Origin of the sequence: Pseudomyxococcus flavus (assembly GCF_050038885.1) — a bacterium.
GTDB classification, from domain to species: domain Bacteria; phylum Myxococcota; class Myxococcia; order Myxococcales; family Myxococcaceae; genus Myxococcus; species Myxococcus flavus.
In genome coordinates, this window is sequence record NZ_CP143624.1 from 3,211,811 (window position 1) to 3,237,653 (window position 25,843).

The window sequence follows — 25,843 nt, forward strand, 5'->3', positions numbered from 1 at the left end:
CCTCATGCCTGAATCGCCATTTTCCATCCATATTCGCATCGCTACCTTGCGCGTGTCTCGACGTGCAGGAGCCACCCATGCGAACCCGTTCTTCCATTGCCCTCTCGCTCGCCGCCGTGCTCGGCGGCACGCTCGCCTTCACCGGCCTCACCGGCTGCGCCGCCACTTCGCACGGCACGCAGCGCTCCGCGCTCGGCGTGGCGCGCCCGTCCTCGGAGCTGCTGGCCCTGCTGGACCAGCCCGGCCCGGTGGAGCTGGAGACGGTCGTCTCCTGTGACTGGGCGGTGGAGCGCGGCGGCCTCATCAACCTGGACCACCCCACCGCGAAGGCCGCGGAGCTGGAGGACGGGGACGAGCCCATCCAGGTCTTCTTCCACGCCCTCCGCCACCCGGAGAAGGGGCTCTTCATCGTCGACACCGGCGTGGAGACGGCGCTGCGGGACGCGCCGGAGAAGGCCGCCATGCGCGGGCTCGTCGCCAGCGCGATGAACATGGAGAAGATGAAGGTGCACGCGCCGCTGGGCGAGTGGCTCGCGAAGCAGCCGCAGCCCCTGGCGGGCGTGTTCCTCACGCACCTGCACCCGGACCACATCAGCGGCATGGCGGACGTGCCCGCGGGCACGCCCGTCTACACCGGGCCGGGCGAGGCCGCCGACCGCGCCTTCTTGAACATCGTCGTCCAGGCCAACAGCGACCGCGCCCTGGCCGGCAAGCCGCCGCTGTCCGAGTGGACCTTCACCCGGGAGGAGGCCGGCCCGTTCGACGGCGCGGTGGACATCTTCGGGGACGGCTCCGTGTGGGCGCTCTGGCTGCCCGGCCACACGCCCGGCTCCACCGCGTACCTGGTGCGCACCACGAAGGGGCCCGTGCTGCTCGCGGGCGACGTCAGCCACACCCGCTGGGGCTGGGAGCACGACGTGGAGCCCGGCTCCTTCAACAACGACGCCGACCGCGCGTCGGTGAGCTTCCAGAAGCTGCGCGCGTTCGCCCGGGCGCACCCCGAGGTCGAGGTGCGCATGGGCCACCAGCACTGAAGCCGCCGCACCGGCTCATGTCCAAGGGCAGCCGCGCCGCGTGAGCCGCCACGGCGCGACCTCCCATCTCCGGCGAGACGCGGCTCGCCCCTCGCGACAGGGCGCAGGTGGAGCAGCGTGGCGGCGGACCAGGGACAGGCCCCTCACGAAGCCCGTCGCCGCGCCTGGCTCAGTCCCGGGCGTGCTGCCGGAAGAAGTCCCACATGATGGCGGTGGCATCCGGCCCCGAAGGGTCGGCGAAGGGATAGCTCGAATCGCCGCCGGGCCAGGCGTGGTCCATGCCCTGGATTTCGAGGTGCCGCGCCACCAGCGAGCCGCCGTAGACGTAGTCCTCCACCGTGTAGCCGCGCCCGCCGGGCACGCTCGCCCGCGTCACCTGCGTGGCCACCGGACGGATGCTGTCGTTGGCCACGCCGTCATCACCGTAGTCGCTGGTCTGCAGGAGCTGCCGCACCGCCTGCCGGCCGTTGACGGGGTTGACCACGCTGTCCTGCGTCCCGTGCAGGACGAGCACCGGCATCGTGTGGCGCGGGCGGCCCGAGCACGCCCACGCGTCCCGGCCCCGGTCATCCGGGTGATAGATGCTGCCGAACAGCATCGCGAAGCCCGTGCCTGAAATCGTGGTGGCCTCCTTGTACATGGCGCCCGCGCCAATCATCCCCGCGGCGAACACGTCCGAGTAGCAGGCCAGCAGCGTGCCCGTCAGCACCGCGCCCGCGCTGACGCCGCCCACGTAGATGCGGCGCGAATCCACCGCGTAGTGCCGCCGCACCTGCTCCACCATGCCCACGATGAGCGCGGGCTCGCCGGCGCCTCGCGTCTGGTTGAGCACGAGCATGAAGTTCCAGCACTGCGTGGGGTTCGCGAACGTCGCCTGGTTCGGGTACAGCACGAGGAACTTCTCGGCGTCCGCCTTCGCGTTGAGGCGCGTGAGGCCGGCGAACTGGCTCGGGTTCTGGAAGCAGCCATGCAGCGCCACCACCAGCGGCAGCGGCGTGTCCGGCTGGTAGCCCGTGGGCACCCAGAGCTGGAAGCCTCGAGTCCCTTCGACGCCATGGACCCAGGTGCCCGCGCGCGGGGGCCGCGGCGGTGAGCGTGAGGACGGCGAGCAGCAACAATCCCGTGCGCGAGCACGTGACAGCGTTCCGCTTCATCGACTGACTCCTTCGGGGTGGGGGAACCGCGCTCAGCCCGGCTGCCGCGCATCCGCCGCGGCGTCCTCGACTCCGGCCAGGAAGGCCTCCACGGCCTCGGCGACCTTCTCGGGCTGGTCATGCGGTGACGCATGGCCGGAGTCACTCAGCACCTGGAGCCGCGCGTTCGGCAGCAGGTCCACGTAGGCCTGCTTCGCCGCCACGGGCGTGTAGTCCCGGTCGGACGCGAGCACGAGCACCGGACAGGTGATGCCGCCCAGGTGCCGCATGACGCTCCACCCCACCAGCCCCTTCGTCGCGCGCAGGTACGCGTCCGGGTCATTGGCGCCGAAAATCTCCAGCGCGCGCTGGCGCAGCGCCTCCTGCTCGGGCTTGGGGAAGAGCTTGGGCGCCAGCACCCTGGCCAGCGCCGAGGGCCCCAGCAGCTTCAGCAGCGCCAGCCGCAGGCCGAGCTCGAACTTGCGGCGCAGCGTGCGCGCCACCAGCTCCGGGCCGCTGTTGACGATGACCAGGCTGCGCACCAGCCCCGGACGGTCCACCGCGAGCTGGAACCCCATCATCCCGCCCATGGACAGGCCCACCACGTGGACGCGCGTGAGGCCCAGCGCGTCACACAGGCCGGCGAGGTCCCGCGCGAAGAGCGGCACGCCGTACGCGCCCGGCGGCTTCCCGCTGCGCCCATGCCCCCGCGCGTCCGGGATGATGACGCGATGCCGGGCCGCCAGTCTGGGTGCCACGGACTCCCAGTCACGGCCCGTGGAGCCCAGACCATGAAGCAGCAGCACGGGAGTGCCCTCACCCGATTCATCGAAGTAGAGGGATAGCGCCTCAAGCTGGAGCAGCGGCATGTCCGGACCCCAGATTCAGGTAGGAAGCGTGTCGAACTGCAGGCCCGACGCCACATGAACGAACGTTCGTTTTTCAAGAGCCCCTCATGAGTACGCCCCCTCGTTCCCGCCTGCGCGCCACGGCCGCCCGCCTCCCCCCCACGGCGGCCGCCCCGCCCGAAGGCACCCGCCGGCGCATCCTGGAGACGGCCCTGCAGCTCTTCGCGAGCCGCGGGTACCACGACACCTCCATCCGGGACCTGGCCACCGCCCTGGAGCTGCGGCCCAGCGCGCTGTACGCGCACTTCGCCTCCAAGGACCAGGTCCTCGCGGAGCTGGTGCGCATCGGCCACGAGGCCCACTACGAGGCGCTCCAGGCCGCGCTGAGCGCCGCGGAGCCCACGCCCGCCGCCCAGGTGCGCGCGCTGGTCCAGGCCCACACGCGGGTCCACGCGGAACATCCACAGCTCGGGCTGGTGGTGAACGAGGAGTTCTACGCGCTGACCCCCGAGCTGGCGGCGCCCGCGCAGGCCCTGCGGGAGCAGGCCTCCGCCACGCTGCTGGAGACCATCCAGCGCGGCATGGCACAGGGGCAGTTCTCGCCACCCCACCCCGTCGTCACCGCCGCGGCGATTGCGGCCATGGGCGTCCGCATCCCCTATTGGTTCGAGCCCGGAGGCCCCATCACGGTGGAGGCCCTGGCGGACCTCCACGCCGAGCTGGCGCTGCGGATGCTGGGATGTGCCGCCGGGGCGTGAAGCCGCTTCCTGGCTAGCTGCGTATCTGCCGGCGGCCGGATGCCACCTGGAACGCGTACACCGCCAGCGCGGCGATGCCCACGAGGAAGACGACCCACAGCAGGCCGCCCACGACGGCGCGAGTCACGGTGAGCACGACCCAGAGCGCGAGCAACCCCAGGCCCACGTAGAGCAGCCCCTTCATCGTTGGCCTCCCTCACACAGGAATGTCTCTTCAGGGTAGGGATGCGCCGGACGCGCGGCAGGGACGGGCTGTCCGGCTGGCTGCCCGCCTTGAATTTTTTGAGCGTGCTCTCGTCAGAACGCGCATCCACCACGACGGCGGATACTCTTCCCAAAACGTCTGCACACCATGAACTCTCAATTGCTCTGGAAGCTCACGGCCCTGTCCCTCACGCTCTCCGCCCCCGCCCTCGCTTCCAGCTGGCGTGATGACGGCAACATCCGGCGCAAGCAGGTGGATGCCTCCGACTCCGAGTACGGCGAGGAGGCGAAGGAGGACAAGGGCTTCGCCCTGGGCCTGCGCGCCGGCTACGGCCTCCCGCTGGGCCAGCTCGCTGCGGAGACCGACATGGGCGACCTGGTCTCCGGCGCCATCCCGTTGCAGGTGGATGCAGGCTACTTCTTCAACGCCAACTTCTACCTGGGCGCCTACTTCCAGTACGCCCCCGTGTTCACCGCCGATGACTGCATGTCGGGCACGAGCTGCTCCGGCAGCCAGATGCGCTTCGGCGTCAACGCCTCCTACCACTTCCGTGAGGGCGAGAAGCTCAGGCCCTGGCTGGGGCTGGGCATCGGCTACGAGATGCTCAGCGTGAAGGTCTCGGCGGATGACAGCTCCATCACCACGGGCTACCGGGGCATCGAGCTCGCCTCCGTCCAGGGCGGCGCCGACTACCGCCTCACCGACGCGTTCTCCATCGGACCCTACCTGTCGCTGGCGGCTGGCATCTACCAGACCGGGACCATCAAGTTCGAGAACGCCCCCATCTTCGGAGACGCGGAGGAGTCGATAGACATCGAGGACACCGCGGTCCACGCCTGGCTGTCGGGCGGTGTGCGGGTGCAGTACCGCTTCTGAGCCGTCCCCTCAGCGGCGCTGACACTGCCTCGTCAGCGCCGCGAATGACGCCCCTTCAGTCCAGCAGGTGCGGGTTGCGGACGATGAGCAGCCCCGCCTGCACCGTGGCGGCGTAGTCATTGAGGTGCCCGGCGTCGATGAGCACCGTCGCATCTCGGCTGCCGCCCGCGGCGAGCGCGGCGTCCACCTTCTTCGCCCCCTGGTTGTACGCGGCGAGCGCCAGCCGCCAGTCGCCGTAGCGGGCGTGCAGGTCCGCCAGCAACGCGGCGGCGGCCTGCGTCTCGCGCGCCACATCCAGCCGCTCGTCCCGGGTGGCGCTCACCTCCAGGCCATAGCGCCGCGCCGTCTCGGGGATGAACATCCACACGCCCGCGCCGCGCATCCCCGGCGCCAGCGACGGCCGGCCGTCCGTCTCCGGCATGTTGGTCGCCGCGGATTCGATGACGGCCACCGCCAGCAGTCCCTCGGGGAGCCCCTTCGCGCGCAGCGGCTCCACGAGCGTCTGTCTTTGACTCGCCAGGTTGGCCAGCGCGCGCTTCATGAACGCACGCCCCTTCTCGGTGCCGGTGAGCGCGTTGAGCCGCGCCACCACGTGTGCATCCACCACCACCGGCAGGTCGCCCTCCGGCTGGCTGGCGCGGGCGAGCGCCTGCGCCTCGGTGAGCGTCACCGCGCGGCCACTCACCACGCCTTGAGACAGCGCCGCGAGCGGCGCCAGGACGAGACAGAGCGCGGCCAGGAGCGCGGAAACACCCTGGGCACGGGCAGGACGAGGCTGGAAGAGCATCTGGATTCTCCGGGTGGTGGGGTGGGACATGCCGGTGGCGCCGGCGGGGAGCGCGGGCTTGCGAGGAAGCGCCAGGGCCGCCTGGAGCAGGCACCGCGCATAGGCGTGCGCCTGGACGCGGCCGCTGGTCACCAGCGCCTCGTCACAGGCCCACTCCTGGAGCGACGCCAGCCAGCGGGACAGGCCATGCGCCGCCGGGTGCCAGAAGAAGGCGCCGGTGAGGAGGAGCCGCGCGAAGGCCAGGTGCGTGTCGCGCTGGCGGTGGTGCTGGAGTTCGTGCAGCACCGTGAGCCGCAAGGCCTCCGCGTCCTCCAGCAGCGCGGGAGGCACCACCACGTACGCGCACGTCCGGTGGCGGGCGCGAGGAAACCACGCAGAGAAGGCCGGCATGCCTTCGTCCCCCAGCACCACCGCGACCCGCCCCACGGCGCGCACGCGGGGCAACGCTTCCAACCGGCGCAGCAACCGCGCGTGCCGCACGAACGCCCGGGCCATGAGCGCCACGCCGCCCACGAAGAGCGCCAGCGCGGCGGCGGGCAGCACCGGCGGCAGGGAGGACGCTGCCTGTGGAGCCCGCGCGGCCTGAACCACCGGCGGCGGCTCCCACAGGGGCGCGGGCAGCCTTCCCGCATGGCGCGCCACCGAGCGCTCGAAGGAGAAGCGCGGCCCGGCGGGCACCAGCGCGTGCACGGCCGCGGCCAGCAGGGGAAGGCCGAGCGTGAGCAGCAACACGCCTCGCCCCACCGTCAATGACTGCCGCGCCGACAGTGGCCGCCCCGCCCGGGACAACAGCGCGAGCGCCAGCCAGGCCAGCGGCGGCGCCACCGCGAGCAGCAGCGCGAGCGTCAGATACAGCGACGCGAGCTCCCGGAGCACGGCGCTCATGACTTGCGGCCCTTCGTGTCGAGCAGCTTGCGGAGCTGGTCCACGTCCGAGGCGGACAGGGGCACCGCCTCCACCAGCCGCGCCACGAGCGCGGACGGCGTCCCGTCGAAGACCGTGTCGACCAGGTGCCGCACGCTCTGGGCCTCGTAGGCCTCGCGTGGCAGCACCGCCGCGTACAGGTGGCCGCGGCCCTGCTTGCGGCTGCGCACCACGCCCTTCTGCTCCAGGATGCGCAACACCGTGGAGACGGACGTGTACGCCAGCGCGCGCTCCGGCGGCAGCGCGGCGAGCACGTCCGCCACACTCACCTCACCGAGGCGCCAGACGATGTGCATCAACTCCAGCTCCACCGGCGTGAGCGGCCGGGGGGCTTCTTCGGGCACGTCCTTGCGAGTCACGAGCAAACCTCCGTGACGCGCAAACTACTAAGATCTTAGTTCCAAATCAACTAACACCTTAGTTGGAACTTCGGGCGTGCCCGACCTACACCCCCAGCGCCTCGCGCAGCTCCGGCAGGCGCCGCGCCTGCACCGCGCCGAAGACGAAGCGGTCCGGCCGCAGCACCACCACGTCCGCCGCGTGCCTGGAGAACCAGTCCGCCAGCTTGCCGGTGACATCCACCACCGCGGGCGCCTGTGCCGGCGCCGTGTCCGCCGCTGCCTCGGACGGAGGACGGAACGTCAGCATCCGGCCCCCCAGGGACTGCGCCAGCTCGCGCGCCGCCTCCAGCTCCGCGGACGGCGCGTTCCACCGGCACAGCACCGTGAAGTCGTTGCCCAGCGTGTCGTCGAGCAGCACCTCCTCGCCCGACGCCAGCTTCACGCGCGGCTGGATGAAGTACTCGCCCTTGTCGTCGAAGTAGTAGCCCTGCGCGTGCGCCGGCGCCTCCTTGAACTCGAAGCCCTGGATGAACTTCCGCACCCGGGGGATGCGCTGGATGGTGCGCATCAGCGCGTCGCGCGCGGTCGCCAGCAGCGGGTTGCGCGCCAGGAAGAGGTGCCCCACGCGCACGCACAGCTTCTGCACCGCCTCCACGTGCGGCCGGCGCTCCTGCTCGTAGGTGTCCAGCAGCGAGTCCGGGGACTGGCCGTTCAGCACCCGCTTGAGCTTCCACGCCAGGTTGACCGCGTCGCGCATGCCCGACACCAGGCCCTGCCCCATGAAGGGCGGCATGGTGTGCGCCGCGTCTCCCAGCAGGAAGACGTTGCCGTCGCGCCAACGCGCCGCGTTGAGGCAGTGGAAGGTGTAGACCTGCGCGCGCTCGATGCGGATGCGCTTCGGGTCCACGTAGGGCGAGATGAGCCGGTGGATGGTCTCCCGGTTCTCCAACTGCTCGCGCGTCTCACCGGGCATCAGCATGAACTCCCAGCGAATCTGGTTCACCGCGCCGGTGGCGACGAAGGACGGGCGCTTCGGGTCGCACACGAAGCGGCACAGGTCGGGGACCTCGCCCTCCATGACGGTGCCGGACACCGCCAGCCAGGGCTCGCCGTAGGCGCGGCCGGACATCGGGATGCCCAGCGCCTTGCGCACGCCGCTGCGCGCCCCGTCACACGCCAGCAGGTACCGGGCCCGGATGGCGCGCTGCTCCCCCGTCCGCGAGTCCCGGTAGCGCACCGTCACGCCGCTGGCGTCCTGCGCCACCGACTCCACGCTCACGCCCTTGCGCAGCTCCACGTGCTCGAAGCGGTTCAGCCCGTCGCGCAGCGCGCCCTCCAGCAGCGGCTGGTGGAAGAACCACAGCGGCGAGTGCCCGAAGCCGAAATCCACCTCGCCCGTGTGCAGCTCCGCGAAGCGCTTTCCCGAGCCTCCCACGTATTCCGCGAAATTTGCCTGCCGCATATTGCTTTGCAGCAAATCCAACAGTCCCGTGGCCTGGTAGATTCGGAGGCCTTCGTCGTCACACGAAAAGGCCCGGGGCTCGCCGTGCGGCGCCACGTCCCGCTCCAGGAGCAGCGTGCGCACACCCAGGAGACCCAGCAGGTTCCCCGTCAACGCTCCCACCGGACCACAACCGCTGATGATGACGTCCACCTGCGCGTCCGTCTGCTGGCTGTCACAACCCATGGATGCCTCCTGGGGCAATGTCTGGCATTTTTAATAACGATTCAGGTGTGACCACGGTGTGACCGGTCCGGAAGTCCACGAAGCCATCCGCCCAGGGTGGCGAGCTGCCGTATGGCGGAAAAACCACACGCAAATTTTGTCACCACTGGGGCAATCCCTACCCGTGACGGAGGTTTTGCAGTGGACGTGTTAACTTGAGGGCCGTCCATGCGAGGAATCCCGGAGGACATGGCCGCCGGCCACACGGCAGGCACGCAGCGATTTCACCTGGAGCTGCTGGGCGAAGCCCGGCTCCGGATTGGCGACGCGCGCATCCCCCTGGAGCGGCGGACCGCCGGCGTCCTGGCATGGCTGGCATTGGAAGGCCCGCATCCCAAGTACCGGCTCGCGGGGCTGCTGTGGGCGGAGTCCGGTGAGACGACGGCGCGCAACAACATGCGCCAGCTGCTGCGGCGGCTGCGGCTCGCCTGCGGCGCGGAGCTGATACAGGGCACGGACGTGCTCTCCCTCTGTGACGGCGTCGGCTCGGATGCCGCGGAGCTCCAGGCCCACGTGCTCGCGGGGCGCTACTCGGAAGCGCTGGCGCTGGAGGGCGTGTTGCTGGGCGCCCTGGAATACGATGATTGCTCGGAATTCCAATCATGGCTCGAAAGCGCGCGTGAGCGATTGGACAAGCTGCGCCGCCGGGCCGCCGTCGCGGAGTCGGAGGCGCGCGAGCGGCGCGGCGACCTGACGGGTGCGCTGGCCCTGGCGGAGCAGCTGCTCGTCATGGACCCGTACTCGGAAGAGGCATGGCGCCGGCTGATGCGGCTGCACTACGTGGCCGGCGACCGCATGGCCGCGCTCAACGCCTTCGAGCGGTGCCGCCGCCTGCTGCGCGAGGAGCTGGACACGACGCCGCTGCCGCAGACGGTGGCGCTGGCGCGGGAAATCGAGCGCGGGCCTCCCTCGTCCAAGCCCGTCGCGCTGCCCACGCAGCGGCTGCCGCTCTCCGTGCTGCGCCCGCCGGTGCTCGTGGGCCGCGAACGCGAGTGGGCGCGGATGGAGGCCGCGTGGGAAGCGGGGCAGACCATCTTCATCTCCGGCGAGCCCGGCGTGGGCAAGACGCGGCTGGCGCACGACTTCGCCGCGTCGCGCGGCTCGTACCTGCTGCTGGAGGCACGGCCCGGGGAGCAGAGCGTGCCCTATGCCTCGCACGTGCGGCTGGTGCGGCAGATGCTCGCCCGCGTGCCCGACCCGGACCTGCCGCGGTGGGTGCGGCGGGAGCTGGCGCGGCTGCTGCCGGACCAGGCCGGACAGGAAGGCCTGCCCCCGCCCATGGCGGACGAGGCCGACCGCAGCCGCTTCCTGGAGGCGCAGTGCCAGGTCGTCTACCACCTGGCCGCCAACGTGGATGCCATGGTGGCCGACGACCTCCAGTTCATGGACAGCGCCACCGCGGAGTTCGCGGTGCTGATGCTGTCGCGCCGCCATGCCCCCGAGCCCGGCGGCCGCTTCCCGCGCTTCATCGACACCTACCGGAGCGACGAGCTGTCGTCCCAGGCCGCTGCGTTCATCCAGCAGCTGGTGACCGCGGGGCTGGCCGTCGTCATCGAGCTGCAGCCCCTGAGCACCGACGCCGTGGGCGCGCTGCTGGAGAGCCTCGAGCTGCCCGGCGCGGAGAAGCTGGTGCACGACGTCACCCGGCACACGGGCGGCAACCCGCTCTTCATCACCGAGACGCTGAAGTACCTGCTGGAGACGGGTGGACTGGAGCGGGGCTGGCCCGAGCACGTCCCCGCGTCGGGTCGCGGGCAGCAGCTCATCCAGCAGCGGCTGGAGCGGCTGTCGCCCTCCGCGCTCCTGGTGGCCCGGCTGGCGGCGCTGGCGAAGACGGACTTCACGCTGGAGCTGGCCAGCGAGGTGCTGGAGATGAACCCGCTCGCGCTCGTCACGCACGTGGCGGAGCTGGAGGGCGCGCAGATACTGCGAGGCGAGCGCTTCACCAATGACCTGCTCTTCGAGGTGGTGCGCCAGGGCGTCCCCGGCGCGCTGAGCACGCTGCTGCATCGCCGCCTGGCCGTGGCGCTGGAGCAGCGCGGCGCCGCGCCCGTCGTGGTGGCGCAGCACTGGTTGGACGGGAATGAGCCCCGCCGCGCGGTGCCCTTCCTCATCACCGCCGCCAACGCGGAGGCCGCCGCCCTCCGCCACCTGGACGCCGCCCTGCTCTACCACCGCGCCGCCGCGCTGCTGGAAGAGGCGGGCCTCGCCGAGGAGGCCGCGCGCGTGAGGAGCCGCGTGCGCGGCATCCCCACCGCCTGAGTGAGGGCGCGCAGGGCGCAGGTTCCCTCGCGGGCCACCCGCACGGAGGCGCACAGGCGGAGCGACGCCCACCGCCCGAGGCACCATGCGGCGCGGCTCAGCGCGCCCGCGCCGTCACCTCGCGAGCCACCTCCACGAAGGCGCGCAGCGGCGGCGACACCTGAGCCCGGCTGGGGAAGTAGAGGAAGAAGCCCTCCACCCGCGCTGCATAGGGCTCCAGCACCGTGCGCAGCGTGCCGCGCTCGAGCTGCGGCTTCACGTCCGGCTCGAACGCATAGGCGAGCCCCAGGCCGGCCTCCGCCAGCTCCCTCAGGGGCTGGAAGTCGGCACTGATGATGGGCCCGCGCACCGGAACGCGCCAACTGCGCTGCCCGCGCTCCAGCTCCCATTGGTAGATGGCGCCCGTCGTCGGCGACCGGATGCAGAGGCAGTCGTGGTGCAGCAGGTCCTTGGGCCGCTCGGGCGTGCCGCGGCGCTTGAGGTATGCGGGCGCCCCCACCACCACGAAGCGGAAGCCGCCATCCGACAGGCGCACCTGCACCATGTCGCGCTCCAGCGTCTCCGACATGCGGATGCCGGCGTCCAGGCCCTCCGCCACGATGTCCACCAGTCGGTTCTCCACCCGCAGGTCCACCTCCACGCGCGGATGGCGCTGGTGGAAGCGTGTCAGGATGGGCGTCACGATGGGCGAGACGGAGACGGTGGGGACGGTGAGCCGCAGGGTGCCCGTCACCTCGCCTGGCCGGGCAGTGGCCGTCTTCAGGGCCTGGAGCGCCTGCTCCACCGACGGCCCGGCCGCCTCCATCAGCCGGCGGCCCGCGTCCGTGAGCGCCACACTCCGTGTGGTACGTGTGAGCAGCGCCACGCCCAGCCGCGCCTCGAGCTGGCGGACGGACTGGCTCAGCGCCGAGCCGGACACCCCCAGCTCCTTCGCGGCCGCCGCGAAGCTGCGATGCCGCCCCACGGCCAGGAAGGCATTCAGGGCGTTGAGAGGCGTGAAGGCCATTGTGAAGATTTCCTAAGCAGCGTGTCCTGATTTCGTGGGTGGCACGAGGAAAACGCCGGACGCATCATCCGTTCCGCAGAGCAGGAAGACTATCCCCACCGCTCGAGGAGCCCTCTCATGATTCCCGTTCGCGCCTACGCCGCCCAGGACGCCAGGTCCCCGCTCGCCCCGTTCCAGTTCGAGCGCCGCGACCCCGGCCCCAGCGACGTGCAGATTGACATCCTCTACTGCGGCGTCTGCCACTCCGACCTGCACCAGGCACGTGACGAGTGGGGTGGCTCGCTGTTCCCCATGGTGCCCGGCCACGAAATCGTCGGCCGCGTGGTCCGCGTCGGCGACCAGGTGAAGAAGTTCAAGGCCGGCGACCTCGTCGGCGTCGGCTGCATGGTGGACTCGTGCCGCACCTGCCCGAGCTGCCAGGAAGGCCTCGAGCAGTACTGCGACGCCGGCAACATCCAGACGTACAACGCCCGGGCGAAGGACGGAAAGACGCTCAACCAGGGCGGCTACAGCGAGGCCATCGTCGTGGACGAGGCCTTCGTCCTCAAGGTCCCCGAGAATCTCGACCCGGCCGCCGCCGCGCCGCTGCTGTGCGCCGGCATCACCACGTACTCGCCCCTCCGGCACTGGAAGGTCGGGCCGGGCCAGCGCGTGGGCGTGGTGGGCCTGGGCGGCCTGGGGCACATGGGCGTGAAGCTGGCCAAGGCCATGGGCGCGCACGTCACCGTCTTCAGCCACACCGACCGCAAGAAGCAGGACGCCCTGCGCCTGGGCGCCGACGCCGTGGTCGTCTCCTCCAACAAGGACGAGATGAAGGCGCAGGACGGCACCTTCGACTTCATCCTCGACACCGTCTCCGCCCAGCACGACCTGAACGCGTACCTGCGGCTGCTGCGCCGCGACGGCCACCTGGTGCTCGTCGGCGCCCCGGAGAAGCCCCTCGAGGTCCGCCCCTTCTCCCTCATCCCCATGCGGCGGAGCTTCTCGGGCTCGATGATTGGGGGTATCCAGGAAACGCAGGATATGCTAGATTTCTGCGGTAAGCACGGCATCGTCTCCGACATCGAGCTGATTTCCATCCAGCAGGTGAACGACGCCTACGAGCGACTGTTGAAGGGAGACGTGAAGTACCGCTTCGTCATCGACCTCGCGAGCCTGCGGAAGTAGCCGCGCCGGAGCACCGCTCCCACCTCGCGAGACATGGGCCGATAGGAAACGACGGCCCCGCTTGAAGTCGCGCCCCGCCCACCCGCGCCGGAGGGCAGGACAGTGCACGCTTTTGCACTTCGTCCTGCCCCACCGGTCAGGTGCTTGCTCGCCGTTTGGTGCGAATTCTCAAAGCATGACTACGACGATTGCACAGAGCGGTTTCGTGAAGGTGACGTCCCCGTACCCCGAGGAGCAAGAGCTGCTGGACCCGGCGCTCGCCGCTCCCACGCCCCAGAAGGCAGCGCAGCTTCGCCAGAAGGCCAGCCACTGGCTCCTGCGGGCACAGAAGGAGTTCCACGACGCCATCTTCGCTCGTGACGGCTCGGAGGCGGGGCTGGACCGCTACGCCAGCGCCCGCGCGGAGCTCGACTCCGCGGAGACGTGGGCCCTGCGCGTGGCGGACGCCCTCTCGAGGCCTCGCGACTGACGGCTAGGCGCTCCGGAGGAGCGTCACGCCACGCGGGCGGGCGTCTCGGTCCGCTCGCCCTGGGAGCCCTCCGACGCCGCCCCCGGCAGCACCGCCGCGGCAGGCCCGGGTGCCGCGGGCTTTCCGTAGGGGAAGTAGTCCTTGAGCTTCAGCATGTGCTTCTCGAAGAGGTTCCAGCTCACCAGCGCCAGCCCCAGCGAGAGGCCCGCGGCCACCACGTAGAACACCAGCTGCATCGGCAGGTCCGTGCCCGCCACCGTCTTCAGCGGCGTCTTCAGCACCGTGCGCCGCAGGATGGCGTCCAGCGGCGAGTGGATGAGGTAGATGGCGTAGCTGTACTTGCCGAAGGTGAGCAGCAGTCGCGTCGTGAGGAGGCGGTGCACGAGGTGTCCCTGGGGCACGGCCACCGCCTTGTACACGCCCACCGCGTAGAGGACGGCGATGGCGGTGTAGCCGCCCGTGCGCTTCACCAGCTCGAAGGTGGGGCCCACCGGCAGCACCACCATGACGAGCACCAGCGGCACGGCCGCCCACGCGGCCCAGCGCATCCAGGGGAACGCCTTCAGCCCCAGGCCCTCCGGGTGGCGCAGCGCCAGCGCCAGCAGGCCCCCCATGGCCAGCGAGTCCACGCGGCAGAACGTCACCACGTAGGTGCTCTCGATGCTGGCGCCAGACAGCGTGAGCCCCACGCGCACCAGCACGGCCATGGCGATGGTGGCCAGGCACACCCGGATGGCCCCCCGGTACGACACCGCGGCGATCAGGAAGGGCCAGACGATGTAGAACTGCTCCTCGATGGCCAGCGACCACACCACGCCGAGGATGGGGTGCGTGGTGTCCACCCACAGCTGGTAGAAGTTGGAGAGGTACAGCAGGTACCAGACGGCGCCGTCGGTGGTGATGCGCTCGTCCAGCCCCAGCCGCCCCGCGAACGACGGCAGGAGCAGGAACGACACCGCCAGCGTCAGGTAGTAGAGCGGAAAGATGCGCAGGAAGCGGCGCATGTAGAAGTTGCGGAAGAAGTACGGCTGTCCCTTCGCCTCCCACAGGATGCCGGTGATGAGGAAGCCGGAGAGGACGAAGAACAGGTCCACGCCCGTCCACCCCGCCCCGGCCAGCCACCACGTCACGCGTCCGGCCACGCTCTGGTCGCTCAGGTGCGTCGTGTGGAAGAACACCACCAGCAGGACGGCGAGGCCCCGCACACCGTCCAGCACGGGCAGATGCCCCTGCAGGCGCGGAGCGTGCGCCGCGGGCACATCCACACGGCCAGAGTTCAAGGACATGGAAAGGCTCTTACCAAGAGCGACTGTCATTCAACAAGACCACCACCCGGCGTGCGTGGGATTGCGATGGCCTCGGTGTGGTGTCAGTCCCGCCACCAGGCGACCCGGCTCGAAAAAGCGCACGCGGCCGTGAAACTCCCGGGCCGCTCGTGACACCTTGGTGCCGTGGCACTCCTTTCCGCGATGAAAATGGCCCTGGCAGGTGCGCCCCCGTCCGACACGGACCGGGAGCGGACGCTGCTGCGCCGGGCGCGGACGGGGGACCCCGCGGCGTTCCGTCGGCTGTTCGAGCGGCATGCCGCGGGCGTGTGGCGCTTCCTGCGAGACCTGATGCGCGACGAGGCCGCGGCGGACGAGGCCACGCAGGAGACCTTCGTCCGCGCCCACGCGCGGCTCGGCGCGCTGCGAGACGATGACCGGCTCGGCGCGTGGCTGCTGGGCATCGCCCGCCACGTGTATCTGGAGTGGCGGCGGCAGCGCGGGCTCCACGTGGACGTGGATGACGAGGTCCACGCCAGCCACGTGGATGCGGTGCTGCCCACGCCCACGCCCGAGGACCTGCTCCTGGACCGGGAGCTGGAAGGACTGCTGGCCGGCGCGCTCGGGGCGCTGCGCGAGGACCGGCGCGCGGCGCTGCTGCTGCGCATCGACCACGGGCTTCCCTATGAGGAGATTGCGTCGGTGATGGGCTGGTCGATTCAGAAGGTGAAGAACGAAATCCACCGCGCGCGGCTCCAGCTTCGCGAGCAGCTGTCCGCGCACGTCGGAGGCCGCCCATGAGCGCCTGTCGTGAATCCGAGCTGGACGCCCTGCTGGCCGACGAGCTCTCGCCGGAGGAGGCCGCGCGGGTCCGCGCGCACGCGAACACCTGCCCTGCGTGCCAGCACGCCCTGAGCTGGCTGCGCGCGGAGCGCGGGTGGATGGCCCAGCGCGCGCGGCGCACGCCGGTCCGGCCCGCCCTGGACTTCGCGGCGCTGGAGGCCCGGCTGCAGAAGCCCGCGGCACCGCCATGGGAACCTCGGCCTGCGGGCTGGCTGTACTGGAGAAGGATGCTGACCGCCGCCACGGCCGTGGTGGCCTTCGTCGGCCTCAGCACGCTCCAGGTGACGCGAATCCCCAGCGCCGACGACCCCTGGAGCCAGCACGACGCGTTCGTCACCGCCGCCCGGCCCGTCGACTGGTGCGACGACCCGTCCCGGGAAGCGGTGGCGGCGCTGGAGGCCCGCGTGGGGGCATGCCTCGTGGCCACGCCCCTGCTGCCCCTGCGCTGACGGCGCTACTACGGGACCTGCGTGAGGATGCCCTCGGCGAACTGGACGGCGTCCAGCGCCTGCACCAGGCCGCTGCCGTACTGCGGGTCCCAAGCGGCCCGCCCTCCATTATCAGCCGTTTTCAGCAGGGCCTCACGCACGTCCTCGGCCGTCAGCCGCTCGGGGCTCAGGCTCCACACCAGGGCCGCCACGCCGGACACGTGCGGCGTCGCCATGGAGGTGCCCGTCTGGAACGCGTAGTCCAGGCCGGTGACGTCCAGGGCCACCTGCTGCCCGAACATCCCGCGCAGGGCGTTGGCGGACTCCAGGGACACGGAGACGGTGGGCACCCACAGCGCGGAGGGCGCGTTGAGCGTGAAATTGCCCGTGCCCTCTTCGGCGTTGTTGTTGCCGATGATGACGGCCTTCGCGCCGGCGCGGATGGCGTTGCGGACCTTCTCCTCGAAGAGGATGCCACCGCCGCGGTCCACGTATGCGACGAAGCCCTCGCAGGTGGCGCCCTCACCGCAGTCCGACACGCTCGAGCCCAGGCCGCAGTTCACCAGCCGCCCCGAGTACGTGCCCAACGCCGAGTACTCCAGGGGGTTGGATACGTACTGCTGGCCGCTCGCGTCCACCTCGCCGTAGGGCGCGCCGCCGACGATGGTGGCGCTCAGCACGCCCACGCCGGGGCCCACCAGGTTCGTGCCCACGCCAAACTGAGAGAAGCTGGCCCACTCGCCCGCGAAGTCCACCGCGCCCACGCCCAGGACGGAGTCATATCCCGCGGGATAGGACACCTCGTCGGCGCCCGAGTTGCCCGTCGCCGCGATGGCCAGCACGCCGTTGGCCTGGGCCTGGTCGAACGCCAGCTGCTCGGCCTCGTTGACCGAGGGGGCACCCAGCGACAGCGAGACGATGTTCGCCTCCTGCTGCTGGCACCACTCGAGCGCGGCAATGACGTTTTCGGTGCTGCCCGAGCCATTCTCATTGAGCACGCGCGCAATCAGCAGCGACGCGGTGGGGGCCACGCCCACGGTGCCGTTGGGGTCCTCGCCGAGCCGCACCCGCCCGCCGCCACCCAGCTGCGCGGCGATGGTGGCCGCGGTGTGGGTGCCGTGCCCGCCGCCCCACGCCAGCACATTGCCCTGCGAGTCCACCCGCGCATCCAGCGCCAGCGCGTTGGCGGAGCCGCTGATGAAGTCCTTGCCAGCGACGAAGGCGGCCTTCAGCTCCGGGTGGCGGTTGTCCCAGCCGCTGTCGACGACACACACCTTGATGCCGGTGCCCGACGGGCGTCCCTCGTCCAGGGCACCGTCATTGTTCGCATCCCAGACCTGGTTGGCCTGCACCATCTTCAGACCTTCGGTGTACTCCCCGACGGAGCCCACCGTATTCGGCTGCGGGGGCGGCTCCGCGCCCAGCCAGGCCTGCGGGAGCAGCAGCCGCTGCGTGAAGCCGAGTGCGCGCACCTCGCGGTTGGGCGACACGGCCACCACGTCCGGGTTGCGGGCGAGCGCCTCGCGCGCCTCGGGCGACACGCGGGCGGAGACCATGTTCAGCGTCGGCATGCGCTGCTTCACGGTTCCACCGGCGCGCGTCACCTCCTCCACGAAGGCCTCCGTGTTCGCCTGGGCGGTGGCGAACACGCGCTGACGGAAGGCGATGATGACCTCCTCCGAGCCATCCGACGCCAGGGCCGACACGCTCTGGCTGGCGGCCGAGACCATCGGGGGTTGGGACATCTCCGTGGTGCCCGGGCACGCCTGGGGCTCCACCGGTGACTCCGAGCCGCATGCCACCAGTCCCCCGACCAGACCCAGCCAGACGCAACGCTTCATTTCACGCTCCTTGAGTGTCCCGTCCAGCAAGGCGTCGTACGGCACGGCGCGGCTGATGGACTTCTGGGGACGCGCATGAACGGGAGGACACCTGCTTCCGTTCCCGGAGCGCAAGTTAACCACGGCGGCGCGCCGACCGCTCGTGCCCCTGTTCGGAGCAGGACGGGTAAGGGAGGCAGGCGTGCGGTGGAGACGTGGGACAGCGGACGCTCCTCATGGGGGAAGCGTCCGGCCCTTCACGCCTCGACGGGGTCCACGCCGAAGATGCGGAGCGCATCGGCGGCGTAGGCCTCGAGCTGCCGCTGCGTCTCCGCGGCGTCCCACCCCAGGCGGGGCGCCATGACCTCGGCCGCCACGCGCGCGGCGGCGTGGCCCTGGTCGCGCGTCTCGAAGGCCACCTTGAGCCGGCGGATGAGCAGGTCCGACAGGGTGTGCACCAGCTCGTGGGTGACGCCCCAGGCGGCCTCGGCGGCGCGGTAGGGGAGCCCCTCCACGAGCGGCCGGGCCAGCGAAGGGTCCTCCCGGGTGAGGGCCCACACCCGGCGCCAGCGGCTGCCGTAGGCGCGAACCAGGTGGACGGCCGTGGCGTCGTCCCCTACCTCGGCGCGCGCCGCGGCGAACTCCGCGTCCAGGCTGCGGATGTCGCCTCCGGGCAGCGGCAGCGTGTCGGTGGGCGAGCGGCGGCGCGGCTGCCCCAGGCGGCGCTCCACCGCGTTCACCACGTCGCGCGCCATGACGCGATAGGTGGTGAGCTTGCCGCCGCTGATGGCCAGCACGCCGGACGGGCTCACGTCGATGGCGTGCTCGCGGCTGGCGCTGCCCGCGTCGCCCTGCGCGCCGTGGTAGCCGGCGGCGACGAGGGGCCGGATGCCGGCCCAGGCGCTCACCACGTCCTCGCGGGTGAGGCGCGCCTCGGGGAAGAACGCGTTGGCGGACTCCAGCAGATAGGCCACGTCCGACTCGCTGGCGCGGACCTCCGCCGGGTGGGCGCGCGTGGCCGTCTCCGTGGTGCCGATGATGGTGAAGTTGTCGGCGGGCAGCACGAACATCACCCGGCCGTCCTTCGGCGACAGCAGGGTGAAGGCATCGCGGTGGTTGAGTCGCTCCCGCGGCACCGCGAGGTGGACGCCCTTGCTGCCCCGAACCGCGGGGCTCGTTCCGTTGGGCGCATCCAACCGGCGAATCTCATCGCTCCAGGGGCCGGTGGCGTTGACGATGACGCGGGCCCGCACCGTGACTTCCTGGCCGGAGAGGTGGTCCACCACCGTGGCGCCGCGCGCCTGGCCGTCCTCGAGCACGAGCGACTTCACGGACGCATGGTTGAGGACCGTGGCCCCCGCCTCCAGGGCGCCCACGGCATTGGCCAGGGTGAGCCGCGCGTCGTCCGTGGCGGCGTCGTAGTAGCGCGCACCGCCCTTGAGCTTCTCCGTGCGCAGGCCCGGCTCGGCGGCGTGTACCTGCCGGGCGTTGAGGCGCCGGTAGCCCTTCACGTTCCGGAAGAGGGACAGGGCGTCGTAGAGCATGAGGCCCGCGTTGAGCTTCCAGCGAGGGACGCGAGCGCCCGCATAGACGGGCCAGATGAAGGCCAGCGGGCGCACCAGGTGCGGAGCGAGCCGCAGCAGACGCTGACGCTCGATGCTGGACTCGAAGACGAGCCCCAGGTGACCGTGCTCCAGGTAGCGCAGGCCTCCGTGGATGAGACGCGATGACCGGCTGGAGGTGCCGCTGGCGAAGTCCTCCCGCTCGACGAGCGCCACCTTGAGACCTCGAAGCGCCGCATCCCGCGCCGAGCCCGCGCCCGTCACGCCTCCACCGATGATGAGGACATCGAAGGTGTCCGTCGCCAGGGCGCGCAGTCGCTCTGCGCGGGAGGGAGGAGGAGGCACTTCGGCCTCGGAGACGACACGGGTGAGCGCGACAGATTCAGAACGCACGGCATAAGTGTAGCGACGTTGGCCGGCGGCGGCAGCCGAAACCAATGCGCTGCGTCAAGCGCGCTACACGCCAGGGGCCCCATGTGCCCATGAAGCTGTTCACCCCAGGGGGTCCGGTGGCTTGCGCGTCTGGAGGAAGACAGATAGGAGGCGGCCGACCCCTCCCCTCACTCCGGGCTCCACGGCCTTGCTGAACCCCCACGACCGACGCGACCTGGCCTGCCTGGGACTGATGGTCCTGGTGTACGGGCTCGCCGTGGCGCCGGTGCTGCACGCGGTGGTGGAGCACGGCGGGGGCGGCCATCACCACCACCATGGCCACGCTCGTACGCATTCGCATGGCACGCACGGTGAAGACACCGCGGACCACGCTCGGCGCGCGGAGGAGTCCTCGCGTGCGGGCCATGACGACGCGGGTGCGCCCGCGCGGGATGGCGAGCACAAGAGCGGGCACGAGCACCTGACGGGCTCGGTGGAGCACCTGCACGCGGTGGCCGTGGCCTGGGCGGTGATGAAGCTGCCCCGCGTGCGTGAGGTGTCGTGGCTGGCGGAAGCCCAGTGTGGCCCGGAGCGCGTTCCCGGCTCCGCGCTGCGTCCGACGGCGATGCCACAGGGCCCATAGGCCAGGTCGCAGCGCATCCGTCACAGCGCCTCGTGCGTGCCATGCACGCGGGGAGGCGTGTGTCCAACACATCGAAGCACTCCTGAACCCGTCTACCGGTGGGGCTGCTCCCCGAGGTGCCGTGTGCCGCGCGAAGTCCGTGCGCGTCCGCGACGCCGAGGAGAGAGGCCTGCGCCGCCGTGTGTCCGTACGTGCCCGTGCTCTTCGCTACCGCGCTGTCCTCGTGTGTCCTCACCCTGGCTGTCCCGACTCTTCCGCAGGAAGCAACAGGGGGTGCCCCCCCTGCGTCCGGTCCTGCCGAGACGGGAACGCACGCGGGCGTCACGCGTCCCGGCACGCACACGGGACAGCAGGTGACTGGCGAGGCTGCTCTTGGCGAGGCGGACACTCCGCCACACGCAGTGCGCGAGGCAGCCGAACATTCCGGCGTAGCAACCCCGCCGGCGGCGCAGGCTACTGGTGAAAGTGTAGGCCCACACGGTGAAGCGGCGCGACACCCGCAGGCCACTGATGGCGGGGTAGCTCCACATGCTGAAGCAGCGCCACATCCGCAGGCCACTGGTGGCAGGGCAGTTCCACATGCTGAAGCAGCGCCACAGCTGCGGGCCAGTGGCAGCGGTGCAGTTCCACATGCCGAAGCAGCGCCACATCCGCGGGTCACTGGCGCAGCTGCGGCCTCACACGCCGAGAGCCCTACGCATCAGCAGACAAGCAGCGCGACACCAGCCACGCCCGCTCCAGCGAATCCACAACCGCGCGCCGAGCAGGCCCCCTCCTCCGCACAGCCAGTCACGTCCCCCGAGCCACCCGAGGATTCGCCCTCGAAGTCCACGGTGGTACGTGGCGCAAGGCCCGCGCAAAGCGCCTCCGAGGTGACCTTGGGCCGGGACATCCTGGACGCAGCACCGCGAAGGAACGCCGTGGACCTGCTGAGAGCCGTCCCGGGCCTCGTGGCCTCGCAGCACAGCGGTGAGGGCAAGGCACAGCAACTGTTCCTCCGAGGCTTCGACGCGCTTCACGGCCAGGACGTGGAGCTGAACGTCGGCGGCCTGCCCGTGAATGAGGTGAGCCACATCCACGCGCTGGGTTACGCGGACATCAACTTCGTCATCCCGGAGGTCGTGCAGTCGCTCGAGGTGACGGAGGGCTCCTACCGGGCCGCCCAGGGCGACTTCGCCGTCGCGGGAACGGTCCGCATGGACCTGGGCGTCGCGGAGCCCGGCGTGCATCTCATCGGCACGCTGGGGCAGTACGGCCAGCGCCGGCTCGTGGCCACCGTGCGGCCCGGCGAGGACGCGGGCACCTTCGCCGCGGTGGAGCTCGGCGAAGGCAAGGGCTTCGGCGCCCAGCGAGGCCATGGCCGCGCATCCCTGCTCGCCCAGGCCACGACATCGCTTGGCAACGGCGTCACGGTGCGCGCGCTCGGTGGCAGCTACGTCACCCGCTTCGACTCACCGGGCGTGGTGCGCGAGGACGACCTGCTCGCGGGGCGCAGCGACTTCTTCTCCGCGGCGCTGGGCCGCCAGGGAGGCTCCGTCTCGCGGCACCAGCTCCTCCTCGGCGTGGACCTGCCGCGCACGGGGAACGGCCGCACGAAGCTGGAGGTCTTCGGCATCCTGTCGGACCTGCGGCTGCGCAACAACTTCACCGGCTTCCGGGTGGACGAGCGCGGAGACGGCCTGGAGCAGACGAACGACGGCACCACGCTGGGCGCGCGCGCCGAGCACCGTCGCTCGGTGCGGGCCTTCGGCCGCCCGGTGGCGCTGGAGCTAGGCCTGGGCGCGAAGCGCGACAGCGTGGAGCAGACGCAGCGGCGCTACCGCGAGTCCGACGGGACCTTCTTCTCGGACGAAATCGACGCGAGCTTCACGCAGACCAACGTCTGGGGCTGGGCCGAGGCGCGCATGCCCCTGGGCCGCTGGTCCCTGCGGCTGGGCGGACGCGCGGACGCGCTGGGCGTCGAGGTCTTCGACGCGCTCGCCTTCCGCGACCCTCGCTACTACGACGGACAGGGCTACGCGCGCAGTGCCTTCGGCGTTCACCTGGGCGCGAAGGCAGGCATCGAGTACGCGCTGGGAGACGATGCGGACGCCTGGCGCCTCTTCGCCAGCTACGGAGACGGCTTCCGCTCGCCCCAGGCGCGCGGCCTCTCCGAGGGTGAGCGAGCCCCCTTCGTCTCCATCCGCGGCGCGGAGCTGGGCTCGCGCAAGGACGGCGAGCACTGGGCCGTGCAGCTCAGCCTCTTCGGCTCGCAGGTGGACAACGACTTCTTCTTCGACCACACGGTAGGCACCACCGTGTACACGGGCGAGACGCTCCGCTCGGGCATCTCCGCCGCGCTCCAGGCACGTCCGCTGCCGGGGCTTGTCACGTCCGTGAGCGCCACGCTCGCGCATGCCTACGTCCGGGCGTCGGATACGCTGCTGCCCTACTTCGCGCCCTTCGTCGCGCGTGCAGATGTGGGCTGGGATGGCCAGCCGGCGTGGGCCTGGCTCGGCGGCAGCACGCTCTCACTGGGAACGGGCCTCACCTTCATCGGCCCACGTCCGCTGCCCTTCGACGAGCGGAGCGCCACGGTGTTCCTCGCGGACGCCCACGTCGCCATCCGGCGAGGCGAACTGGGCCTGAGGTTGGAGGTGTCCAACCTGCTCGACGCGCGCTGGCGGGACGGCGAGTTCGTCTACAGCTCGCGCTTCGACCCGGGCGCGCCGGCGAGCCTCGTCCCGGCAAGACATTTCACCGCGGGGTCGCCTCGGATGGCCTCGCTCTCACTGGAGGTCCACCTATGAATCGCAGACACATGCTGACAGGCGCCCTGGCTCTGGCCGCCGCGTCCACGGCCCTGGGAGGCTGTGGGAGCGAGTCGGAGCGGCGCACCTTTCCCGTGGAGGTGACGTCCACCCCCGTGACGGGCGCCAACGAGCGGGGCTGGACGGTGACGGTGGAGTCCGCGCACCTCTCCGTGGGGCCGGTGCGCTTCTTCGAGGGCCGTGCGCTGCAGGCCCGGCGCTTCGACTGGTACGCGCTCATCGGAGGAACGGCGCACGCACACCCTGGCCACTACGCGCCGGGTGATGCGCTCGCCGAGGTGCTGAACACGCTCACCGTGGACCTGCTGACGGGCGCCACGCTCGGCGATGCCAGCGCGGTGACGGGTGAGTACGGCTCCATGGAGCTGACGTTGCCCATCCCCACCTCGGCCACCGATGCGCAGGGCGTCCTGAGCGGCCACGCCATGCGCGTGCGTGGCACGGCACGCAACACGGACGGCGGCTCGATTCGCTTCGATGCGATGACGAGCCTGTCCAAGCCCGTCGAAGGCGTGCGCTTCGAGAAGTCCCTGGGGATGGAGCCGGGGCGCGTGCGCATCGCGGTGAATCTGGGGACCTGGCTGGGCCGCATTGACTTCGCCACCGCGACCGATCCGGACGCGGATGGCGTCTACACCTTCCCCGCTGACAGCCAGGCGCAGAACGCCCTGGTGCGCGGCGTGGAAGACACCACTGCCTACGTCGTGACGTGGGTGGAAGGAGCTGCGCAATGAAGAAGTGGATGCTGGGACTTTCGTGCCTGGGGCTGATGGCGTGCAGTGACGGCTCGGGCACGGTGACGTTCACCACCTACGGCGAGGACTACATCGAGAAGGAAATCCCCGCGGCGGTGGATGGCGAGGACGGCATCGTGGACGGCTGGACGGTGCGCTTCAGCAAGTTCCTGGTGGTGCTCGGCGAGGTGAAGGTCGGCAACCACGACGAGACGGTCGTCGACATGGGACAGGCCAAGGTGTTCGACGTGCACAAGCCCGGGCCCGTGGTGGTGGAGACGTTCCGGGACGTGCCGGCCCAGGAGTGGGACCACGTCAGCTTCGCCATCGCGCCCAACGCGGACGCCGTCGCGGGCAACGCGGACGCGGCGGACGTCACGCGGATGAAGGACGGCGGCTACTCCGTCTACATCGAGGGCACGGCGAGCAAGGGCGAGGAGACCAAGCGCTTTGCCTGGGGCTTCACCACCAACACCGTCTACGAGCACTGCGAGAGCCCGGGCCTGGGCGCGGGCGTGACGGTGCCGAAGGACGGCGAGGAGACGGTGCAGCTCACCATCCACGGCGACCACCTCTTCTTCGACGACCTGCAGTCGCCGGACGCGCAGATGCGCTTCGATGCGCTGGCCGCCGCGGACAGCATGGGCATCGCGGGAGCCGACGGTGAGGTGACGCTGGAGGAGCTGGCCGCGGTGGACCTGACGGAGCTGCCGTCGGGCCAGTACGGCACGGGCGGCGTGGGCAATGTCCGGACGCTGCGCGACTTCATCACGGCGCTCACGCGCAACCTGGGCCACTACCGCGGCGAGGGAGAGTGCGAGCCCCGGGCCCGCTGATTCACGTGCGCTTCGATTGAAGCATGCTGGCGCGGTAGCGCGGCGTTCCGGTGCCGGCTACCGCGCCAGCATTGCCGTCCAGGCCTGGGGCCGACCCTCCCCTGGCCCGGAGGTCTTCAAAGCTCAGCTCTTGTTGTGCGAGGAGCCCGAGGAGTTCGCGGCGGAGTTGCCGCCCATCGGGTTGTTACCGCTGTTGCCCCCGTTCGGGTTGTTCCCCGAGTGCCGAGGGTTGTTCGGGTTCATCTGGTTGGAGCGGTTGTCCTGTGAGGCCTTGTGCGCGGGGTTGTTGGGATTCTTGGAGTTGGCGCGCTGGTCGTTCTGGTTCTTGCCGCTGTCCTTGCTCATGGACCTACCTCGGGCTTCCCCAGGCGAAAGTGCCCGGGGAAGCTCGAAACTAGGAAGCGCCCCGGGTGGGAACACTCGTGCGGAGGTATTCTCCCGGTGTCGGGAAGCACACGACATCGCTTGGGAGCGGACACGCGGTGCGCCAGCCGCGACGGGCTCGGATGCGGCGGCGAGCAAGGGTGCCTACTCCTGCCCCAGGAGGTGACTGGGGCGTGAGGATGGTGACGTACGAGCGCAGTGGGCGAACCAACACAGGCGCGCAGGCGCTGCGGTTGGAAGGCATGCGGCACCTGAAGGTGCTCGAACAGGGCGAGGTCGTCAGCGAGCGCGCCCTCACGGAAGCAGAGGTCCAGCGCCTGGGCCCCCTCTTCGAGCAGGCCAGCGGGGATTCGGTACCGGTCGTCATGGTGCCCCAGGCAGGGGGCCCGGATGGGCTGGCGGTGACGCTGGCCTTCGAGGACGAGGAGTCCCCCCGGGTACGGGTGGCGGCCAAGCGGCTTCCGGCCCAAGGCGCCGGCCCCCTCTACGACGCGCTCCTCGCCGAGCTGGACGCCCTGCTGACCGCCGAGCTGCACGCCAGGGCCCCGCGGCACGCGCACGCCGTGCTGCCGCACCAACTGCGCGAGGAGGAGCAGTAGACACGTCTTTG

Annotated in this window: 24 protein-coding genes; 13 read left to right on the forward strand and 11 right to left on the reverse strand. The window is 70.9% G+C overall.

The genetic code is table 11. The features are described 5' to 3' along the window. Window positions 1-77 precede the first annotated feature (77 nt). On the forward strand, window positions 78-1,034 hold the full coding sequence (locus tag VZL07_RS13485; protein WP_426755924.1) for an MBL fold metallo-hydrolase: 957 nt from the start codon (window positions 78-80) through the stop codon (window positions 1,032-1,034). Between the two features lie 169 nt (window positions 1,035-1,203). On the opposite strand, the gene VZL07_RS13490 is transcribed toward VZL07_RS13485, so the two are convergent. Both VZL07_RS13490 and VZL07_RS13495 read right to left on the reverse strand, forming a co-directional pair. Next, window positions 1,204-2,055, reverse strand: coding sequence for an extracellular catalytic domain type 1 short-chain-length polyhydroxyalkanoate depolymerase (locus tag VZL07_RS13490; protein WP_426755925.1), 852 nt, complete (start codon window positions 2,053-2,055; stop codon window positions 1,204-1,206). Between the two features lie 165 nt (window positions 2,056-2,220). Beyond that, complete coding sequence (locus VZL07_RS13495) at window positions 2,221-3,036, reverse strand: alpha/beta fold hydrolase (RefSeq protein WP_426755926.1); 816 nt, start codon at window positions 3,034-3,036, stop codon at window positions 2,221-2,223. Window positions 3,037-3,122: 86 nt separating this feature from the next. On the opposite strand from VZL07_RS13495, the gene VZL07_RS13500 reads away from it, so the two are divergent. Next, window positions 3,123-3,773 carry a TetR/AcrR family transcriptional regulator gene (locus tag VZL07_RS13500; RefSeq protein WP_426755927.1) on the forward strand — a complete coding sequence of 217 codons (651 nt, stop codon included), beginning with the start codon at window positions 3,123-3,125 and terminating at the stop codon, window positions 3,771-3,773. Window positions 3,774-3,786: 13 nt separating this feature from the next. On the opposite strand, the gene VZL07_RS13505 is transcribed toward VZL07_RS13500, so the two are convergent. Next, window positions 3,787-3,957: a hypothetical protein gene (locus tag VZL07_RS13505; protein ID WP_426755928.1), complete on the reverse strand. Its 171-nt coding sequence runs from the start codon at window positions 3,955-3,957 to the stop codon at window positions 3,787-3,789. A gap of 168 nt (window positions 3,958-4,125) precedes the next feature. On the opposite strand from VZL07_RS13505, the gene VZL07_RS13510 reads away from it, so the two are divergent. Further along, the gene (locus VZL07_RS13510) at window positions 4,126-4,854 is read left to right on the forward strand and encodes an outer membrane beta-barrel protein (protein ID WP_426755929.1); all 729 of its coding nucleotides are present in this window, start codon (window positions 4,126-4,128) and stop codon (window positions 4,852-4,854) included. A 55-nt stretch (window positions 4,855-4,909) separates the two neighbouring features. On the opposite strand, the gene VZL07_RS13515 is transcribed toward VZL07_RS13510, so the two are convergent. From VZL07_RS13515 to VZL07_RS13525, 3 genes are all read right to left on the reverse strand, one after another. Beyond that, complete coding sequence (locus VZL07_RS13515; protein WP_426755930.1) at window positions 4,910-6,526, reverse strand: transglycosylase SLT domain-containing protein; 1,617 nt, start codon at window positions 6,524-6,526, stop codon at window positions 4,910-4,912. Further along, window positions 6,523-6,924: a BlaI/MecI/CopY family transcriptional regulator gene (locus VZL07_RS13520; protein ID WP_426755931.1), complete on the reverse strand. Its 402-nt coding sequence runs from the start codon at window positions 6,922-6,924 to the stop codon at window positions 6,523-6,525. The genes VZL07_RS13515 and VZL07_RS13520 overlap by 4 nt, the downstream gene beginning before the upstream one ends. A gap of 85 nt (window positions 6,925-7,009) precedes the next feature. Beyond that, window positions 7,010-8,593: a bifunctional 3-(3-hydroxy-phenyl)propionate/3-hydroxycinnamic acid hydroxylase gene (locus VZL07_RS13525; RefSeq protein ID WP_426755932.1), complete on the reverse strand. Its 1,584-nt coding sequence runs from the start codon at window positions 8,591-8,593 to the stop codon at window positions 7,010-7,012. A 207-nt stretch (window positions 8,594-8,800) separates the two neighbouring features. On the opposite strand from VZL07_RS13525, the gene VZL07_RS13530 reads away from it, so the two are divergent. Next, window positions 8,801-10,894, forward strand: a complete 2,094-nt coding sequence (locus tag VZL07_RS13530; protein WP_426755933.1) for a BTAD domain-containing putative transcriptional regulator — start codon at window positions 8,801-8,803, stop codon at window positions 10,892-10,894. Between the two features lie 97 nt (window positions 10,895-10,991). On the opposite strand, the gene VZL07_RS13535 is transcribed toward VZL07_RS13530, so the two are convergent. Next, on the reverse strand, window positions 10,992-11,900 hold the full coding sequence (locus VZL07_RS13535) for a LysR family transcriptional regulator (protein ID WP_426755934.1): 909 nt from the start codon (window positions 11,898-11,900) through the stop codon (window positions 10,992-10,994). Window positions 11,901-12,017: 117 nt separating this feature from the next. Between VZL07_RS13535 and VZL07_RS13540 the strand changes: the two genes are divergently transcribed. Then, entirely contained in the window at window positions 12,018-13,067 is a 1,050-nt protein-coding gene (locus VZL07_RS13540; RefSeq protein WP_426755935.1) for an NAD(P)-dependent alcohol dehydrogenase, read from the forward strand. A 175-nt stretch (window positions 13,068-13,242) separates the two neighbouring features. Continuing rightward, window positions 13,243-13,536 (forward strand): FruA-associating protein, FapA, encoded by a 294-nt coding sequence (locus VZL07_RS13545; RefSeq protein WP_426755936.1) that lies wholly within the window; start codon window positions 13,243-13,245, stop codon window positions 13,534-13,536. A gap of 23 nt (window positions 13,537-13,559) precedes the next feature. Here the strand turns inward: VZL07_RS13545 and VZL07_RS13550 are convergent, their stop codons facing one another. After that, the gene (locus tag VZL07_RS13550) at window positions 13,560-14,822 is read right to left on the reverse strand and encodes an acyltransferase family protein (protein WP_426755937.1); all 1,263 of its coding nucleotides are present in this window, start codon (window positions 14,820-14,822) and stop codon (window positions 13,560-13,562) included. 165 nt (window positions 14,823-14,987) lie between these two features. Here VZL07_RS13550 and VZL07_RS13555 point away from each other — a divergent pair, with 165 nt between their 5' ends. Together VZL07_RS13555 and VZL07_RS13560 are read left to right on the forward strand one after the other, a co-directional pair. Further along, window positions 14,988-15,602, forward strand: coding sequence for an RNA polymerase sigma factor (locus VZL07_RS13555; protein ID WP_426755938.1), 615 nt, complete (start codon window positions 14,988-14,990; stop codon window positions 15,600-15,602). Further along, entirely contained in the window at window positions 15,599-16,093 is a 495-nt protein-coding gene (locus VZL07_RS13560) for an anti-sigma factor family protein (protein ID WP_426755939.1), read from the forward strand. The genes VZL07_RS13555 and VZL07_RS13560 overlap by 4 nt, the downstream gene beginning before the upstream one ends. Before the next feature lie 8 nt (window positions 16,094-16,101). Here the strand turns inward: VZL07_RS13560 and VZL07_RS13565 are convergent, their stop codons facing one another. Both VZL07_RS13565 and glpD read right to left on the reverse strand, forming a co-directional pair. Further along, window positions 16,102-17,913 (reverse strand): S8 family serine peptidase, encoded by a 1,812-nt coding sequence (locus VZL07_RS13565; RefSeq protein ID WP_426755940.1) that lies wholly within the window; start codon window positions 17,911-17,913, stop codon window positions 16,102-16,104. A gap of 236 nt (window positions 17,914-18,149) precedes the next feature. Continuing rightward, window positions 18,150-19,847, reverse strand: a complete 1,698-nt coding sequence (glpD, locus tag VZL07_RS13570; RefSeq protein WP_426755941.1) for a glycerol-3-phosphate dehydrogenase — start codon at window positions 19,845-19,847, stop codon at window positions 18,150-18,152. Between the two features lie 187 nt (window positions 19,848-20,034). Here glpD and VZL07_RS13575 point away from each other — a divergent pair, with 187 nt between their 5' ends. The 4 genes from VZL07_RS13575 (at window position 20,035) to VZL07_RS13590 (ending at window position 24,849) form a co-directional block, all read left to right on the forward strand. Next, complete coding sequence (locus tag VZL07_RS13575; protein ID WP_426755942.1) at window positions 20,035-20,469, forward strand: hypothetical protein; 435 nt, start codon at window positions 20,035-20,037, stop codon at window positions 20,467-20,469. 833 nt (window positions 20,470-21,302) lie between these two features. Beyond that, window positions 21,303-23,258 carry a TonB-dependent receptor gene (locus VZL07_RS13580; protein WP_426755943.1) on the forward strand — a complete coding sequence of 652 codons (1,956 nt, stop codon included), beginning with the start codon at window positions 21,303-21,305 and terminating at the stop codon, window positions 23,256-23,258. Next, window positions 23,255-24,013, forward strand: coding sequence for a hypothetical protein (locus VZL07_RS13585; RefSeq protein ID WP_426755944.1), 759 nt, complete (start codon window positions 23,255-23,257; stop codon window positions 24,011-24,013). The genes VZL07_RS13580 and VZL07_RS13585 overlap by 4 nt, the downstream gene beginning before the upstream one ends. Next, window positions 24,010-24,849, forward strand: a complete 840-nt coding sequence (locus VZL07_RS13590; protein WP_426755945.1) for a hypothetical protein — start codon at window positions 24,010-24,012, stop codon at window positions 24,847-24,849. Before VZL07_RS13585 ends, VZL07_RS13590 begins: the two co-directional genes overlap by 4 nt. A gap of 123 nt (window positions 24,850-24,972) precedes the next feature. On the opposite strand, the gene VZL07_RS13595 is transcribed toward VZL07_RS13590, so the two are convergent. Beyond that, window positions 24,973-25,194: a hypothetical protein gene (locus tag VZL07_RS13595; RefSeq protein WP_426755946.1), complete on the reverse strand. Its 222-nt coding sequence runs from the start codon at window positions 25,192-25,194 to the stop codon at window positions 24,973-24,975. A gap of 212 nt (window positions 25,195-25,406) precedes the next feature. Between VZL07_RS13595 and VZL07_RS13600 the strand changes: the two genes are divergently transcribed. Next, the gene (locus VZL07_RS13600) at window positions 25,407-25,832 is read left to right on the forward strand and encodes a hypothetical protein (protein ID WP_426755947.1); all 426 of its coding nucleotides are present in this window, start codon (window positions 25,407-25,409) and stop codon (window positions 25,830-25,832) included. The last annotated feature ends 11 nt before the right edge of the window (window positions 25,833-25,843 follow it).

What these genes read in the sequence shown, in the direction of transcription:
- VZL07_RS13565 (WP_426755940.1), bottom strand. Translation starts at nt 17,913, where the DNA reads ATGAAGCGTTGCGTCTGGCTGGGTCTGGTCGGGGGACTGGTGGCATGC.
- VZL07_RS13495 (WP_426755926.1), bottom strand. Translation starts at nt 3,036, where the DNA reads ATGCCGCTGCTCCAGCTTGAGGCGCTATCCCTCTACTTCGATGAATCG.
- VZL07_RS13545 (WP_426755936.1), top strand. Translation starts at nt 13,243, where the DNA reads ATGACTACGACGATTGCACAGAGCGGTTTCGTGAAGGTGACGTCCCCG.
- VZL07_RS13505 (WP_426755928.1), bottom strand. Translation starts at nt 3,957, where the DNA reads ATGAAGGGGCTGCTCTACGTGGGCCTGGGGTTGCTCGCGCTCTGGGTC.
- VZL07_RS13525 (WP_426755932.1), bottom strand. Translation starts at nt 8,593, where the DNA reads ATGGGTTGTGACAGCCAGCAGACGGACGCGCAGGTGGACGTCATCATC.
- VZL07_RS13560 (WP_426755939.1), top strand. Translation starts at nt 15,599, where the DNA reads ATGAGCGCCTGTCGTGAATCCGAGCTGGACGCCCTGCTGGCCGACGAG.
- VZL07_RS13585 (WP_426755944.1), top strand. Translation starts at nt 23,255, where the DNA reads ATGAATCGCAGACACATGCTGACAGGCGCCCTGGCTCTGGCCGCCGCG.
- VZL07_RS13590 (WP_426755945.1), top strand. Translation starts at nt 24,010, where the DNA reads ATGAAGAAGTGGATGCTGGGACTTTCGTGCCTGGGGCTGATGGCGTGC.
- VZL07_RS13485 (WP_426755924.1), top strand. Translation starts at nt 78, where the DNA reads ATGCGAACCCGTTCTTCCATTGCCCTCTCGCTCGCCGCCGTGCTCGGC.
- VZL07_RS13500 (WP_426755927.1), top strand. Translation starts at nt 3,123, where the DNA reads ATGAGTACGCCCCCTCGTTCCCGCCTGCGCGCCACGGCCGCCCGCCTC.
- VZL07_RS13550 (WP_426755937.1), bottom strand. Translation starts at nt 14,822, where the DNA reads ATGTCCTTGAACTCTGGCCGTGTGGATGTGCCCGCGGCGCACGCTCCG.
- VZL07_RS13535 (WP_426755934.1), bottom strand. Translation starts at nt 11,900, where the DNA reads ATGGCCTTCACGCCTCTCAACGCCCTGAATGCCTTCCTGGCCGTGGGG.
- VZL07_RS13510 (WP_426755929.1), top strand. Translation starts at nt 4,126, where the DNA reads ATGAACTCTCAATTGCTCTGGAAGCTCACGGCCCTGTCCCTCACGCTC.
- VZL07_RS13515 (WP_426755930.1), bottom strand. Translation starts at nt 6,526, where the DNA reads ATGAGCGCCGTGCTCCGGGAGCTCGCGTCGCTGTATCTGACGCTCGCG.
- VZL07_RS13540 (WP_426755935.1), top strand. Translation starts at nt 12,018, where the DNA reads ATGATTCCCGTTCGCGCCTACGCCGCCCAGGACGCCAGGTCCCCGCTC.
- VZL07_RS13530 (WP_426755933.1), top strand. Translation starts at nt 8,801, where the DNA reads ATGCGAGGAATCCCGGAGGACATGGCCGCCGGCCACACGGCAGGCACG.
- VZL07_RS13595 (WP_426755946.1), bottom strand. Translation starts at nt 25,194, where the DNA reads ATGAGCAAGGACAGCGGCAAGAACCAGAACGACCAGCGCGCCAACTCC.